Source organism: Arthrobacter sp. StoSoilB22 (genome assembly GCF_019977315.1).
In the GTDB taxonomy this organism is placed as follows: domain Bacteria; phylum Actinomycetota; class Actinomycetes; order Actinomycetales; family Micrococcaceae; genus Arthrobacter.
In genome coordinates this window covers 3479611-3495824 of record NZ_AP024652.1, presented here as the reverse complement: position 1 = coordinate 3495824, position 16214 = coordinate 3479611, and the positions used below count along the sequence as shown (strand labels likewise).

The 16214-nt window shown below is 59.9% G+C and carries 10 protein-coding genes; 3 read left to right on the top strand and 7 right to left on the bottom strand.

Translation table 11 applies throughout. The annotated features are described in order from the left end of the window. Positions 1 to 19: 19 nt before the first annotated feature. Complete coding sequence (locus tag LDN70_RS16215) at positions 20 to 2488, bottom strand: choice-of-anchor L domain-containing protein (RefSeq protein WP_223942672.1); 2469 nt, start codon at positions 2486 to 2488, stop codon at positions 20 to 22. A 372-nt stretch (positions 2489 to 2860) separates the two neighbouring features. Next, positions 2861 to 4246 (bottom strand): PQQ-binding-like beta-propeller repeat protein, encoded by a 1386-nt coding sequence (locus LDN70_RS16210; RefSeq protein ID WP_223940787.1) that lies wholly within the window; start codon positions 4244 to 4246, stop codon positions 2861 to 2863. A gap of 279 nt (positions 4247 to 4525) precedes the next feature. Here LDN70_RS16210 and LDN70_RS16205 point away from each other — a divergent pair, with 279 nt between their 5' ends. Next, positions 4526 to 5716: an S-layer homology domain-containing protein gene (locus LDN70_RS16205; protein WP_223940786.1), complete on the top strand. Its 1191-nt coding sequence runs from the start codon at positions 4526 to 4528 to the stop codon at positions 5714 to 5716. Positions 5717 to 5772: 56 nt separating this feature from the next. On the opposite strand, the gene LDN70_RS16200 is transcribed toward LDN70_RS16205, so the two are convergent. Both LDN70_RS16200 and LDN70_RS16195 read right to left on the bottom strand, forming a co-directional pair. Next, positions 5773 to 7299 carry a GmrSD restriction endonuclease domain-containing protein gene (locus tag LDN70_RS16200; RefSeq protein ID WP_223940785.1) on the bottom strand — a complete coding sequence of 509 codons (1527 nt, stop codon included), beginning with the start codon at positions 7297 to 7299 and terminating at the stop codon, positions 5773 to 5775. 128 nt (positions 7300 to 7427) lie between these two features. Further along, entirely contained in the window at positions 7428 to 9587 is a 2160-nt protein-coding gene (locus LDN70_RS16195) for an MSCRAMM family protein (RefSeq protein WP_223940784.1), read from the bottom strand. A gap of 250 nt (positions 9588 to 9837) precedes the next feature. On the opposite strand from LDN70_RS16195, the gene LDN70_RS16190 reads away from it, so the two are divergent. After that, entirely contained in the window at positions 9838 to 12582 is a 2745-nt protein-coding gene (locus LDN70_RS16190) for a S8 family serine peptidase (protein ID WP_223942671.1), read from the top strand. 11 nt (positions 12583 to 12593) lie between these two features. Here the strand turns inward: LDN70_RS16190 and LDN70_RS16185 are convergent, their stop codons facing one another. Next, positions 12594 to 13718 carry a hypothetical protein gene (locus LDN70_RS16185; RefSeq protein ID WP_223940783.1) on the bottom strand — a complete coding sequence of 375 codons (1125 nt, stop codon included), beginning with the start codon at positions 13716 to 13718 and terminating at the stop codon, positions 12594 to 12596. 176 nt (positions 13719 to 13894) lie between these two features. Between LDN70_RS16185 and LDN70_RS16180 the strand changes: the two genes are divergently transcribed. Next, a complete protein-coding gene (locus tag LDN70_RS16180; protein WP_223940782.1) occupies positions 13895 to 15358 on the top strand; it encodes a protein adenylyltransferase SelO in 1464 nt (487 codons plus the stop codon). 65 nt (positions 15359 to 15423) lie between these two features. On the opposite strand, the gene LDN70_RS16175 is transcribed toward LDN70_RS16180, so the two are convergent. Then, positions 15424 to 15603: a hypothetical protein gene (locus LDN70_RS16175; RefSeq protein WP_142938166.1), complete on the bottom strand. Its 180-nt coding sequence runs from the start codon at positions 15601 to 15603 to the stop codon at positions 15424 to 15426. Positions 15604 to 15756: 153 nt separating this feature from the next. After that, entirely contained in the window at positions 15757 to 16173 is a 417-nt protein-coding gene (locus tag LDN70_RS16170; RefSeq protein ID WP_142938167.1) for a MarR family winged helix-turn-helix transcriptional regulator, read from the bottom strand. Between the last annotated feature and the right edge of the window lie 41 nt (positions 16174 to 16214).

Sequence of the window (16214 nt, the reverse complement as noted above, 5' to 3'; positions counted from 1 at the left end):
CCTGTTTTGCTGATCGGATCTAGTCGGACCAGATGCCTCCGTCGAGCAGCGCAACTGCACTGTCGAGGATGCCGTCGCTGGTATCAGCCACCGCGATTTCCACCGTGACAGGGACGCCCGGCTGCACAGGAACGGAGCACGTGAGGGCGGTGGTCATACCGTCCATGGCGGTGTTGAATCCGCTTGCTCCGGCGGTGTTGTCAATGTAATAGCTTTGGTTCGTGTGATCGTTGACGTTGTTGACGCTGATCGGGGTTTGTGTCCCGGGTACCAACGCGCAGTTGGTGCCGTTGACAAAGACGCCCATGACGTCGTTGTAGTTGCTGCCTACATACTCCGGGTATTCTTCGCTGGCGAAGAAATACCGAACGTGGAGGGTATCACCGGAGGGAACTACTTTTGCCCAGTAAGAGGCTGCATCGAACGTGGGCAGACCTCCAATGAATTCGGACAATGTGGTGTTACCAGGGGTTCCCAAATCGCTGGAAGCCTCCTGTCCAGGTGTTCCCACAGAGTTCTGCATGTTGCCTGTTGACAGGATCCACGCAGCACCACCGGGGCCGTAGTCAGTGGCCCGGCCCCACTGGGATGAGTCCCCGGCGCCGCCCTTTTCCTGTACGGCAATGCCGTCACCGAAGACTTCTTCGGTGACGTCCTCAACCGGCGGCGTCACGGGCTTGCAGAGGTCGCCTTGCCAGAGGACAAGGTTCTTGGTGAGTTCCTTCTTCCACTCATCTGTCAGCTTCATGCCAAAGACCTCGACGCCGGCAATCACGCCTATCCGCCCTGCCAGTCCCACCTCGTGGGCGCACGTTTCAGGCCCGGTGGCGTACTTTGCATAGGCATCGAAACCACCCGTGAGGCCAGCAATTCCGTACAACTTGGCAGTCAGTGTGGGGCCGATGGTTACGGAAGACTCGCTGGTCAACTGCGGTCCTTGGAACGTTGCCTCAGCGTTGCCGCCGTACTCAGCTACAGGCTGGAAGTTGCCTTCCTTATAGGACATACCAACCGTGGTGGTGGCAGATGCCGCCGCCGTGACGAACGTATCTGCCGTCCATTCGCTCTTGGCCTTGAGATCAATGGAGGAAATGAACTGGATTTCCACAGGCACAGGTCCCACTTGGACGTGAGCCCAGGTGTTGACGGTTCCCAGGTTCTTCTCGGCCGTTCCGGTCAAAGTACCCGTTGCCCTGGCTGTCGTTTCAGCGGACAAGCCCGTGTCCAGCGTGAATTTTGCCTGCTTTAGTGAGGCCCAGTGGATATCTACTTCCGCGTTTACATTGGAACTGACGCCGAATTCGCTGCTGAGTGCCAGCGTGCCGGTGCCTTCTACATCCACAGTCTTCCACGCTGTGCCGGTTACGGATTTACTCAGGGTGTCGGAGAACTTGAAGGTCTTTTCGAAAATGGGCAGCGACACGTCACTGGCTGTGGCCAGTTCATCTGCCGGAATTCGCCCGCCATTGCGGTTGAAAGGAGCAGCGGATGCCTGGGCGTTGTCGATCACTTCGACGCCGTCGGCGGGAAGGAACTCTTGCTTGACGATGGTGGTGGTTGGCGTCACCAGGCCGTTGGTGTCGTAGATGGCGTCAGGCAGGGTGGCTTGCTGAACAACGGCAGTTTGTTTGCCGTCGGGGGCATTAGTGACCTGCTGGACCCGAACCAGCATCCCGTCAGGGGTGAATTCTGAGAATCCGGATACAAGTACGTTTCCGGGATCGATATCCGGGGCCCCCGCTCCTACGGAGTTGAAGGTGATGGTGGTATCGCCCTGAACGTACTTCTGTGCCAAGGCGACGCTGTCAATGATGAGCGTATCCGGCGAGGTGACCACGCCATCCTTGGCTGGCGGCAAAGACAGCCGGTAAAGATAGGCCGCCATGGCATCACGATTGATGGGCGAAAGGGGACGGTAAGAAGCAGTACCGTCTCCGTTGTCCCAACCCGTAGCGATTCCCTTCGCATGGAGCCAGGAAATCTCAGTGTAGAACTGCGTGGTGCTGCTGATGTCAGAGAACGGAGGCGTTGTTGGTGCTTGGAATTCAGGCTTATTTTCAAAGCGATAGAGGAAGGCCGCCATCGCATCCCGGTTAATCGCGGATGTGGGCCGGTACTCCCGTTTGCCGTTCCCCACGTCCCAGCCAGTGGAGATTTGTTGCTGATGCAGCCAAGCCATTTCCTTGTAATGCTGCTGGCCCGGACTGACGTCTTGGAACGGCGAGGTGCCGGGTGCCGTGAACTCAGGGCTGCCTGCTAGCCGGTAGAGGAATGCCGCCATCGCGTCACGGTTTATGGCAGTGAGGGGGCGGTATGTTCCATCGGACCAGCCGGTGGAGATTCCCTCATTTGCCAGCCACGACATTTCTTTAGCGAACATCATGCCTGCGGGGACATCGGTGAAAGTAACGGCTTTTTCGGTTTCACCAGCGGCGGTAGCTGCTGTCTGGCCTGTGAGGACCAACGAAGCACAGAAAAAACCAACCATCACGGTACGGCTGGAACGGGAAAAGCGTTGCCTCTTTTGATGCCCCGCAGGGGGGATAGGCATGGTGGGGTAAGGCGATCTGCTCAAGGGGCGCTCTCTCATATAACGTCATGTGGCCGTCACCAATTGCCTCACTGGTGATGGACCTGGGTGCGAACGAAAATTGATGTGTTGCTTTAGTTGCAATACTGAGCTATTGCTTTGGGTTGGAATCAGCGTCTTTTCACGGGGTGTGTAAATCTGCTGGTGCGGTGATCATAAAGGCTTTTTAGTAAATAAGTCCATAAGGGCGGTAGATGTTAATTTCCAGCAAACGGCTGGTTGCCCGTCAGCCTGGGCACCCACTGCGTCCGTTTCCGCCGCCACCCTGAGTCAGGGAAGCTTGAAGCCGGAGAGGGCGCCATTCCGGGCGAGGACGGCAACGCCTTCGTCAGTGGTAGGAATGTCGCGGAGTGTGCCCATGGTCAGCGCTGGTACGGCCTTCGCGCTCCTATCGCAGGGGTAGAGCGTTGACCCCCCGGTTCCCAGGTTTCCTTCGGGTTGAACGGGGAAAGGGGCGCCGGCTGGCAGGGGGTACGTGGCCGCTTCGGAGCAAAGGAACACGTCATCCTTCGTCGCCGCCCGGCTCTCTCCGCTAAGGGTGTTAACCATGGTCATGCCATCAGGGCCGCCGGTCAGCAACACGTCTCCCCGGCTCGGCGAAGGAACCAACAAATCTGTAGCTGCTTTGATGGGTGTGGATGTTGTATGCCACTTTGCCTCGCCCGAGACCGGGTCATAGCCCACCAGCTTGCCTTCAGCATTTTGGTAAGTTCCGCCTGGTACAGCCATGGTTCCTTGGGTGTATTCGCAGCGAACCGGGAACGCATTGCCATCCATAAGCGTTGTTTCGGTCTTTCCCACACCGCTGGAGCACCATTTTTCGGAGCCCTCAGCTGTCCACAGTTTCTCCCCGGTAGAGGCGCGGAAACCTACAGTCCTATGTTTGGTCAGGTCTACTGTAAAGGTTTGTTCCATGAGTCTGACGTAGTCAGTTTCCGAAGTTGGATTGATGCCTACAGAGCCGATGTAGAGGTCTAGTTTCTTGGAGTATTCAAAAGACCATCCGAGGTTGGTAGTTGCGCCCGGCCCAAAGATAGACTCCACGTCGGCTTCCCACAGCTTGTCGCCAGCGGATACTCTGGCAAGCCGTTCTTTGCCGCCTTCCACCACGGAATAAAGCCCGTCGCCCACCAATCTGAAATTGCCGGTAAGGGGATTCACCTCTGGACCCGTCGAGTCCGCGCCAGTACTCAAGTCAACTCTGTGCTGCGTTGTCAGGCGGGTTTGGGCGTTTAACGACGTGAAGCACATGTCCTTCTCATCGTCGCAGGCGGCCGGACGGGACTCGATCAGCTGCGGGTCTCCCCGGTAAAGCTCTTTGCCGCTTTTCAAGTCGACGGCCACCGGAGCGGTCCACCACGAGGTGCCACCGTCGGTGCTTGGGGCAGCGGACTCCTGTAAAAACACTGCCACGCTTTCGCCTGTGGAGGTCTTGGTTACGGCAGGAGTCAGACTAACGCCGGGGGCACCTATGCCGGGATGAACCGCCTGGGTCCATAATTCCTTCCCGTCAGTGACTGAGACGGCGTGGGCAGTCACGCTGCTGGCAGTTTTTGCGTAGACCAAGGCGACGCCGTCGGTCACTTCTGGTTGGGCGATAGGGCTGAGGGCTACTTCCCAGATCGCACCGGCGCTTGTAGCGCTCCTGTCCAGCACATTGGTGGAAGGAGAGGGGGTTCCAGTAGATGCAGGAGCAGTACATGCCCCCAGGGTTAGAGACACCCCGACGGCTGCGACCGCCAGAGCAGTAGATTTTTGGCGCGTAGGCCCATGCACGGCAGATATCCGTGAGTGCATTGATTCCCCCAAGTTACGTTTACATCAAAGACGGCTAGTGGCAGCCGTTCAAAGCAAGATTACTCATAAGTATGCTTCTTTCAGATATATTGAGCCTGTTGCGGCTCGGTTGTCGCGCTTTATATAAATGGGGATTTCATGAAAACAGCCATCCAAAATAATCGCGGGGTGTCCTGGCGGACTGCGACCGCTGTCGTCGTTCTCAGTTTCGGGCTTTTACTCGGCACACTCCACGCACCAACGCAGGCGAGCGCTTCTTCCACTGCTCATGCCGTCACAGACCTGAATTTGCTTTACTCGAACCGCCCATCGGTGAGGACAATGTTTGATGGCATCAACAAGTACCGCAAAGCCAATGGGCTGAAGCCGGCTGTTCTGACGCTTGCTGGGACGGACCAGGCACAGGGATGGACAAATGATTGGCAGCGTCTGGGAATCCGGCCAGCTGACACAACGGAGGACTTACCGGGCCTCCGCTGGGCAGGCTACTTGTCATATGCCTGCATGGACGGTCAAGAGTCCGAGGCCGTTAAAGCCTGGATTGAGTACAACGGTGACTCCATGAAACGGGCATCGACCGAGTCCGCTTACGCTTTGGGGGTAGGGGTGGCCCCCGGTTTGCATGGAAGCCTCAGGATGCAGGTGGTTGGTTATGAATCCACCGGTTCTGCTCCGTCAACGGTCTTCACCACAGTGGATGACTATTTCGCCTATATCGATGCCGCCAATGCATTCGCTGCGCCCGCTGCTTCCCCGTTTCAGGACATCAAAACCGACCAGCAGTTTTATAAAGAAATGACTTGGCTTTCGGCAAAGAGCATCTCGGCCGGCTGGAAGGAGAACGACGGATCTTCCGCATATCGACCGCTCACGTCGGTCAGCCGTGAGGCAATGGCTGCGTTTATCTACCGGATGGCTGGCTCACCTCCATGGACACCTCCTCAGACTTCCGCTTATGTGGACGTTCCAACCAGCCACCCGTTCTACAAGGAGATTGCGTGGCTGGCCATGTCCGGCATTTCAACCGGATGGGAGAACCAGGACGGCAGCAGCAGCTTCCGGCCAGGCCTACCAATCGCCCGTGACGCGATGGCTGCGTTCCTTTACCGGGCATCAGGCTATCCGGCCTACACTCCGCCGGCCGTGTCCCCTTTCCAGGACGTAGCCCCGCAACAACAGTTCTACAAGGAGATGGCCTGGCTGTCCGCACGAGGCATTTCGACGGGTTGGACGGAAAACACCGGGCAGAGGACATATCGTCCCCTGACTTTGATCACACGTGATGCAATGGCGGCGTTTCTTTTTCGAATCGCGGACAAGGCCCGCTAAGGAGTCGCAAAAGCGGGTCCGGCTCATAGTGAGCCGGACCCGCTTTTTGGTGGTCCTTAGGGGTGGCCGGGCAGAGTCTCGCAGGCTATGCGGTCCTTGTCTGAGTCCAACTTCGCGACGTCCCCGTACCACGGGTAGTACTTGTCGAACCATGCCTGGGCGGCCTGCCACGTACTGAAACTCGTGCAGTTTACGCTGTCACCCGGATTTGCCGGTGGCTGCGGCGTTACCGGCGGCGGAGGTGTGACCGGAGGCTGCGGCGTCACCGGCGGCGGCGTCACGGGAGGCGGCGGAGGCGAACAGGTGCTGCCCGTGATGCCACCGTTGCCGCCGTTGACGAACCGGTACATGAACGCAGCCATGGCGTCACGCGCCACTGGCTGGACCGGGTTGTAGGCGCGGCAGCCGTATCCGATGTCCCAGCCGGTGGAGATGCCCTTGGACGCCAGCCACGTGATTTGTTGGTAGAACTGGCTTCCAACCTGGACGTCCACGAATGGAGAAGTGCCAGGAGCAGTGAAAGCGGGATTGCCCCCGAACCTGTAGAGGAAGGCAGCCATGGCATCGCGATTGACCGGGCTGAGTGGGCGATAGGTTTTGGAGCCATCCAGTTCTGTCCAACCCGTGGAAATGCCGCTCGCTGCGAGCCAGGTGATTTCCTTATAGAACTTGCTCGACGGCGTGATGTCGGCGAAGGGCGACGTCGCCGGGGGTGTGAAGCCAGGTTCGCCGGCCAGTCGATAGAGGAAGGCCGCCATGGCGTCACGGTTCACGGCAGTAAGTGGCCTGTAGGTTCGGCTCCCGTCCGCTTCCACCCAACCGGTGGAAATGCCTTGCGAGGCAAGCCATGCGATTTCCGCGTTGAATTGTGTGGACCCAGTGACGTCGCTGAAAGTGATGGGGCCTGGGTCAACGGGCGTGCTTTCAACCGCGATGGTTGGCACAGCAACCGTGGTGGTACCGCAGCCACCCTGCAATGTGGACGAAATTGCCGCCGATTCAGCGGCATCCACAGTCAACTGCCAACGGTATTTTACGAGGACCCAGTCCGTGACGTATTGGCAAGCAGTCCCAGCCAGCGGCGGCATCCACTCTGCCGGATCGCGGTCGCTTTTGGACTGGTTCACATTGTCTGTCACGGCTTCCAAAGCCACGTTTAACGTGAGGTCGTTGGCGTAGTCGCGCCGCTGCTCGGCCGTCCAGGCGCTCGCGCCGGAACCCCACGCCTCGGCGAGGGGGACCATATGGTCGATGTCGACGTCGGACGCTACAGTCCAGGTGCCGCCGTCGTACCAGGAGTTCCATTGCCCCGCAGCTACGGTGCATCCCGAGCTGAACGTCACCGGCGTCAGAGACTCCACTTGGAGCACTTCGGAGCGTGTGTCGCAGCCGTCGCCGTCAGCATCTATCCAATGCTGAAAGAGGTCGCGGTTATAGCCGGTGTTCGTTTCTGAAGTGACAGATAACGATGAGAAGAGAGTTGAAACGCTGGCCGTATCTGAGGCCATCGCGGTTTGCGGCATGAAGACAGCCGCCGACGCGGTCAGCGAAAGGATCGCCAACCACGAAAGTGCCTTGGGCATCTGGGTTCCCCATATTCGATTTTGTGCGCTCTGAGCAGCGCATTCTTTGGGATGCTACCCGCAGACACGGACAATCCGGTGACCTTATGACCGTGGCGGGGGCATAGTTTCCCTAAAAGTGATGACGGTCAGCTGCCGCCGAATTTGGTGTTGTAGCGGAACATGAACGCTGCCATTGCGTCCCGGTTTACGGGCAGCAACGGTTTGAAGGATTTGGTGTTGCCTGCTTCGGCCCAACCTGTAGAGATGCCCTGAGCTGCCAGCCACGTAATTTCCTTATAGAACTGCGCTCCCACCGGTACGTCAGCAAATGGCGAAACCTCGGGTGCCGTAAAGTCCGGCTCGCCCGCCAAGCGGTACATGAAGGCTGCCATGGCATCACGGTTCACGGGCTGTAGCGGCCGGTAGGTCTTGGTCTTGTCCGCCTCGACCCAACCTGTGGAGATACCCTTGTCAGCGAGCCAGGTGATCTCCTTGTAGAACTGTGCTCCAACTGGTAGGTCCTTGAACGGGGAAGCGCTGGGCGCGGCGAAGTCAGGTTTCCCTGAAAGCCGGTACATGAAGGCAGCCATGGCGTCGCGATGTACGGGGCTTAAGGGTTTGTAGTTTCTAGTCCCGTTCGCTTCCCAGCCAGTGGAGATGCCTTTGCTTGCGAGCCAGAGGATCTCCTCCTCGAATTGTGCGTTCAGCGGGACGTCGTCGAATGCTTGCGTGCCTTGGGTGGCAGTTGCGTAGCTGAGCGTTCCGACGTCCGTGTTCCGGCCTGGTGTTGTGAAAACAGACCTGGCGTTGGTTTCGGAGAGCACGTTGCCGGAGAAGATTGGGCCAGTGCCACCTCCAGGTGCAGCCGAAACGAAGTAGTTGCCTGTGCTCAGGCCGGTGACTTTGAAGGTTCCGTCACCCTGGGTGTTGGCTGTACGGGTCACCAGCGTGCCGTCCTTCGTGTACACACGGACCGGTGAGTTGGTCAGAGGGACGCCGCCTGGCCCCAGGATCTTGCCCGAAAGGGTTCCTCCCGCCCGCGGTGTCGTATTGATATTGGTGAGGGTCTGCCCTCCCGCTACCGTCACCGGAGTGGCGCTTTCCAGGCCGGAGCTCTCCGGGACGTTGTTGTAGTACTGACCCTCGGCAGCAGTAGGAAAGCCGCTGGAACGGTTGAACTGGAGTTTGTATGTGCCCGGCAAGAGATTGCCCACCATAAACGTCCCGGGACCCGTGGAGTAGCCGCCCTGTACAACGGTGCCGTCGGACGTGACTACTGCAACGTCCAGGGTGTCCGCCCCTGTGCCATAGGAACCTGTGATCGTGGCGGCCGAAACAGCCGTCTCTGTTGGGCCCGCTAGTCGTTCGCCTGCGGCCACAGTGATGGACGAGGACCCTGCTGCAGTGGGCAACCCGCCGTGCCACATGGAAGCAACTTTGGGATCGTTTGATTGGAAGTGCAGCTTGTATGTTCCGGCCTCGAGCCCGCCAATGCTGTAGGCCCCGTTTTCGATAAAAGCCGCGGCCACTGGCTGGAGATCGTGGCTCGTCCTTGCCGACGCTGAAATGGAGAAAGGTACTGAATCAGAGGGGAGGGCGAGGCGACCGGAGATTATCGCTGCCGGCTGCAGCGTTTGGTTGATTCCGGTGACCACGTCGCCCTGCGCGACGGTGACCTTCTGCGCTTGCTCTTGGTCCCTGACTCCCGGGTAATAGGCCTGAAGTACGGGGATGGGCTGAACCGAGGTACTGAAGTTCATCGTGTAGTCGCCGGGAGCCAACGGACCCACGGTATAGGAGCCATCGGAGGAAGCAGCCACGCCTTCCTGGTACGACGCCGAGCTGGCACCCACGTACATGTCAGAAGCCCTGGTTCCAGAGGGAACAGAAACCTTGCCCTGTATGCGCCCGCCTGTGGACATTTGCTGGTCAACACCCGTCACTGCCGTGCCCGCTGAGACAACCACTGGCGTCGCTTGATCGTAGACGGCGGAGCCGTAGTACGTGCTGTATACATGCTTAGGACTGGCGTCCTCGTAGAAGTACACCGCGTACTTTCCAGCTGCGAGTCCCACTATGGTGAATTCACCGCTGGGATTCACCTTGAGGGTCTTGTAAGTTGGGCCAGATACGCTAACGGTCATGTCATTCACGTCCACACCGGCAGGTACCGTAACTGTTCCTGAGATGCTCCCCGTGGCCGCCGCGAAAGCCTGGGGTGCAAACCCGCTGGGCAGGGTGGTCAGGATAATTCCTGCCACTAGTGTTAGGGCGAGCCTGAAACGGCCACGCGAATTTGCCCTCATGGGTCCCCATATTCCGTGTGATTGACGGGCCTCGAAACAACGGGCCCGAGGTGATCATAAGGGCTCTTTGTGGACTTAGCCGAAAAGCCTTTGTAAATAGTCGCGCGCAGATTCGTAGGAAACTCTACTCGTTGGCTAAAATCAGGCTGGCCGTTGACTCGCGGCCTCATTCCGCGCTCTTTGGGGGCGTTAGTGCAGAGGGCGTTGTGTAGTGAAAAACCGGCTAGAAGCAAGAGTGCGCTCCCGTTTGATGTTTGCCGGCATTGCCGCATTGGTGGGGGCTGTCTTGCCGGTGATTCCCGCTGTCGCCGACGACTCTCCGGCGCCGGTTGCCGAACCGCGAGCTACGGCCAGCGAGCCCGGACCGGTTCCTACGGACCAGTTCGTTGTGAAGTTTAAGGAACGGGCGGGCATCCGGTCGGTAGACCGCAAGTTCTCCCTTGGCCGTGCGAGCAGCGCCTTGGGCATGGCCGTGAGTTCCTCACGAACTACCGCGTCCGGCCAGGAGGTCCTCAAAGTGAACAGGAAGCTTGACGCTGGCGAAGCCGCTGACCTCGTGGCCACCCTGGCGGCGGACCCGAATGTGGAGTACGCCGAGCCGGATACCATAGTGCGCCCTTTCGCTGCGGCGCCCAACGACCATTTCTACGACCTTCAGTGGCCGCACACCACTGGGGCTGGCGGCATGAGCGTCCTTAAGGCATGGGACGTCAGCCAGGGCGAAGGGTCCGTGGTGGCGGTCGTTGACTCGGGGATCATTAGCCACGCGGACCTGGATGCGAACATCCTGCCGGGCTACGACATGTTGAGCTGGCCGGACATGGCCAAAGACGGGGACGGGCGTGACCCCAACCCCCGCGACGAAGGTGATGCCACGTATTACGGTCAATGCGGACCCGGTTCACCAGCCGAGGGCGACACCTGGCACGGGACACATCTGGCAGGAATCGTTGCCGCAGTTGCCGGCAACAAAATTGGCGTAGCCGGCATAGCTCCCAAAGCGAAGGTAGTACCTATCAGGGCCCTTGGCGTCTGTGGCGGATACTCGTCAGACGTTGCCGACGCCGTCATCTGGGCCGCAGGCGGAGCCGTTCCCGGGGTACCCACCAACGCCAACCCGGCGCGGGTGGTCAATCTCAGTCTTGGGGGCCCTGGACAGTGCACAACTATCTACCAGGATGCTTTCGACTTTGCCCGGAGCAAGGGCGTATCTGTGGTGGTTTCAGCGGGAAACAACAGGATCAACGCTTCGGGAGTGGAACCGGCCAACTGCAAGGACGTTCTTGTGGTTGGGGCCACGGCACGCAATGGAAGTAAAGCCTGGTACTCCAACTTCGGGGTAAACGTTGACGTGGTTGCGCCCGGAGGAGACATGTTCGGTCAGGCACTCAACGGTGTGGTGTCCACGCAGCACTCGAACGATTACTTCTTCAAGCAGGGAACCTCCATGTCTGCCCCGCATGTAGCCGCGGTAGCCGCGATGATGTATTCCGTGCTTCCGGCTTTGACGCCTGCCGAGGTGGAACAAAAGGTGAAGGCAACCGCACGGCCTGTCAGCGATTGCCCCGGTGGATGTGGGGGCGGGCTGGTTGACGCTGGGGCTGCCCTTGCAAACGTTGCCGCGGACTCTGTCCCGATTGTCCCGGGAACGCCCACAATTTCCGGCGAAGCGATAGTGGGTGGGACCCTAACCGTGTCTCCCGGCACGTGGGGGCCCGCCGGTCTCGTCGTGACCGAGCAGCAGTGGAAGCGAAATGGCGTTGCCACGGATGCCACCGGGACTCATTACGTTCTGGGACCGGAAGACCTGGGCGCTACCATCACAGTGACTGTGACGGGCAAGAAACCGAAACAACCCGCTGTGTCGGTAACTTCAGCGCCTACCCAGCCGGTAGCGATGGGGAAGCTGACCGTTAGCGAACCCGCCATCAAGGGCGTCCCGTATGTCGGTGGTGTGCTGACAGCCGACGTCGGCGTCTGGGCGCCTGCGCCCGTGAATCTCGCCTTGGAGTGGCAACGCGATGGAACACGAATTGATGGTGCCACGGGACAGGCCCACACCATCTCGGACGAGGACTTGGGTAAGGCGATCACGCTGAAGGTCTCGGCCTCAAAGGAGGGCTACCAGCCGCAGTCCCGTGTTAGCCAGCCCACTGGCTTGGTGGTTTCTGCGAATAGAGCTGTGACGCCGGGACCGGTGATTTTTACGGACGATCCCTTCACGGATGATGACACTTACGTCATCCCGGATGTGGAGGGCATCAATTACATCGTCGACGGCGGGACGGTAGCCTCCGGGATTCATCCCGCCACCGGGCGGGTCACAGTTACGGCGGTAGCCAAAAACGGCTACGTGCTGCTTCCGGGCGCCACAACCTGGACGGAGCGTTTTAGCGCCAAGGGCCCGGATTTTGTGCCGCCGGCCGTGTCACCGTTCAAGGATGTTTTGACCACGCAGCAGTTTTATAAGGAAATGGCGTGGTTAGCAGATCGGCGCATCTCCACAGGTTGGGTCGAGGCGGACAAGTCGATCACCTACAGGCCATTGACGCCCATCAACCGTGATGCCATGGCGGCGTTCTTGTACCGCTTGGCAGGCTCGCCGAATTACACCCCACCCGCCAACTCGCCGTTCAAGGACGTGCTGACCACTCAGCAGTTCTATAAGGAAATGGCGTGGTTGGCTGATCAGAAGATCTCCTCTGGCTGGGTGGAAGGCGACGGCTCTCGGAGCTACAGACCTCTAACACCGATCAACAGGGATGCTATGGCCGCCTTCCTGCACAGGCTCGCGGGGTCTCCTCAGCCCGAGAACATGGACCTCCTGCCATTCGCGGATGTGGTCTCCGGTCAGCAGTTTGCCTATGAGATGGCGTGGATGTACGAGATGGAGATCTCGTCGGGCTGGGTAGAGACCGACGGAAGCCGGGTCTACAAACCCCTGTCGCCCATCAACAGGGACGCAATGGCCGCATTTCTCTACCGCATGCCATAGTCCACATCGATTCAGGAGTTAAGCCGCGGCTGCCGCCTGCTACCAGCCACGAGACGGACGAGTAGGACGGCGGACCCAATCGGCGCCAGGAACGCGGACATCATCACCACGGGGAGTCCCACCACGGAAGCAGCAAGACCCATCATTGCCACCACAGTGATGCGCGTAAGTCGGCCGCCAGCCACCAAGCCACCCAACGGCAGTGCGATGGCAAAACCCATAAGGGTTGCTGCAATGAGGATGCCGTTCCACTGCAAGGTGTGGCCGGCTCCCAGGAGCTGCGCGCACCCTTGGACAACCATGGACGCGCATCCAAGAAGAACAGACCACGGCGTCGTGGGCCCCAGGCGAGGGGCAAGTACCCGTCCCGCAAGAACCAGCAAAGGGATGCTGGCGAACGCGCCGTAGGCCAACCCGAGTTTCATGGCGTGGGTGGAATCCGTGGCAATGGGTGCCCAGGTACTCCCTGTAACGGCAAAGACCGCACACGCCAGCCCGACCACCAGCAGTCCCAGCGCCGCTCCGCCCACAACACGGCGGCTCGGTGCAACCACTTTCCGGGGAACTACGCGCGGAGGGACCACGTCCCGCGAGGCGGCGGGCATGCTCTGTCTCAAGGCCACCACCAGCAGCACCATGGCTCCCAATGTTCCCATCATGGGAGGCATGAACATGATTGCCCCGAGAATGAGAGCCAGCGGTGCCGCCAGGACAACGGCTTGTAAGCGTCGGACGGGATGCGAACGCCGGCTTACCATCAAGGAGTACAGGGCAACAGCCAGGCACGCGGTCCCGGCGATCCACCCCGGAATCATGAAGAGCAGCGTGGAGGATCCAAACCAGCTGTAGCCCTGATTCGCGTCCGCCTCGTCAAAGCCGACGGCCCAGCTCGCTGCGGCCGTCGCCGCCAGCGCCCACGCAGGCGCCGCGGCAAGCGCCACAAAACGGGCGCCACCGGCCGGCAAGCGCCCGGCCAAGCGCAACAGCACGACGGCGGAAAAACTCGCCGCTATAGGGCCGACGAATCCCGTCAGTATGTAGCGGGCAGGGCCTGTCCATGGGAGATGGAAGGTGTTACTGAAAAACAGGGCCATACCGCCCAGGAATGCGAGCAAGGATGTAGTTGCGAGCCCCACGGCCCACCCTCTTGTTTCTGGAAAACGACGCACTTGCGCAGATGAAGCCACTTATTGCCTAACTTTTTGGCGGAAACCGCCCCCAAATTGATCTCCCGCCATGTGGCAGTGGTTCACATGCTAGCCGGGGATGGACCATCATTTCGCGCCGGGTACAGCATCTATATCCTTGAGAGATGAGTGAAGTCGCGCATTCCACTGTCGCCTTTGAGGGCCGTTTCGCCCGGGAGCTCCCGGAGCTGGCCATTCCTTGGCAGGCGGAGGAAGCACCGGATCCGCAGCTTCTGGTGCTCAACCAGCCACTCGCCGTCGAACTTGGTTTTGATCCGGATTTTCTCCGGAGCCCGGAGGGCGTACGGCTGATGATCGGTAATGCCATCCCGGAGGAAGCTACACCTGTGGCCCAAGGGTATTCGGGTCACCAGTTCGGTTTCTATTCTCCGCGGTTGGGGGACGGGCGCGCGCTTTTGCTCGGTGAGGTTGCCTGCGCTGACGGGAAGCTCCGCGATGTCCATCTCAAGGGTTCGGGGCGGACGCCGTTTGCCCGGAACGGGGATGGTTTGGCCGCGGTGGGGCCCATGCTGCGGGAGTACATCGTGAGCGAGTCGATGTCTGCACTGAACATCCCCACCACCCGGTCCCTAGCGGTGGTCGCCACCGGGCGGCAGGTTCAGCGCGAGACTCTTTTGCCGGGAGCCGTCCTGACGCGGGTGGCCAGCAGTCACCTGCGGGTGGGCAGTTTTCAGTACGCCAGGGCCAGCAATGACATGGATCTGTTGCGGCGCCTGGCTGATCATGCGATCGAACGCCACCACCCGTCGTCGGGCGGTGAGAGCAACCGGTACCTCGCGCTCCTGAAGGACGTGATTTCTGTCCAGGCGAGACTTCTGGCGCAGTGGATGCTGGTTGGGTTTGTGCACGGCGTGATGAACACGGACAACATGACTGTGTCCGGCGAGACCATCGACTACGGCCCGTGCGCTTTCATGGACGGCTTTGATCCGGGGGCGGTGTACAGCTCCATTGATGAAATGGGACGCTACGCCTACCGTAACCAGCCGCTGATTGCGGAGTGGAACCTGGCCCGGTTCGCCGAATCAATCGCGGCTTTGATCCATGAGGATGAGGAGCAAGCGGTGGCACTTGCCGTTGATGCCCTGGGCGGATTCCGCAAGGAATACAGCGCCACATGGTTCAACGGTATGAAGGCCAAGCTTGGGCTGGCTGAGGAAATTGACGACGCCGTTGCCTCGCCTTTGGTGGACGAGCTCCTTGAGTTGGTCCAAGAGGCGCGCGCAGACTACACGTCGTTCTTCCGCAGTCTCGGCAAGGCGGCCCGCGGGGATGTTGAACCTGCACGCCGTCAGGTCCTGGATTTGGCTGCCTTCGATTCGTGGCTGGCTCGTTGGCGGGAAGCCGCCCCGGACGCCGACGCCATGGACCGGGTCAACCCGATCTACATCCCGCGCAACCACTTGGTGGAGGAAGCTCTTGCTGCTGCAACCGCGGGGGACACGCGCCCAACGGAACAGTTGCTCGCAGCTTTATCTGACCCCTACAGCGAACGCCCTGGCTTGGAAAAGTTCGCCGAGCCTGCACCGGAGAGCTTTGGCCCGTACCGGACTTTCTGCGGTACATAGGCGGGTGAAGCTGCTGACAGGCTAGCGACGCAGCCGCCAGGCCGGGTCGCTAGCCGTCGGCTTGCTCAGCTCCAGGCCGCCCGAACCACCATGTCTGCCCCTGCAGACAAATGGTTGCCGGTGTGCCCTGCATCCAGGACGCATACGTGCTCGGATTCGTTGGCGCTTGTTGATACCAGGCATTCTGCGGCCCTGAAACTCAGAAGTTCCACTGGAAGGCTGTCGCCTATTTGAAGTTCACTCATGACGCCCTTTTTGCTTGTCCGGGCATCACGCTCTTTATGGCTAGCCCGGGGTGGGGAAGAGAATTGTCCCCTCGGATCGCCGGGCTTCATCAGCGGTTGACTCAATACTGCCTTGTTTGGCGGAGTTTCGTCTACGCAGCCTATCCTCAACCGCTAGTTGAAGTTTGTATGCCGCACGATTGCAAGCAGTTCTTCACGGAGCCCCTCGGAGTCCAGATTGATCACGGACAATACGTTGTCCTCCTGTTGGTGGGATTGCTCCAGCAGTGACAGGCCCAGGTCAGTGATTGATATCAGTTGGCTGCGTCGGTCGAATCTGTTGGGTTGACGGCTGATGTACCCACGCGATTCGAGTCTGGTCAGTAGCGGGCCCATGGTCTGGGCCTGCACGCGGACGCTCCGGGCAAGATCCCCGGGCGTAATGGGTCCTGCCGTCGCCACGGCGTCAAGGGTCAGCACCGCTGGATAGGTCAGCCCCAGCGGACGTAATTTGTCGTTCCATGCCAATTCCACAAGCCGCGCCGCAGTGGACAGCAGCCGGCTGGTTGGCCATCGTTCCATATCAGGCATTCAGGCACCCCCACGCTTCCGAATAGTCAGGTTGCTTACTA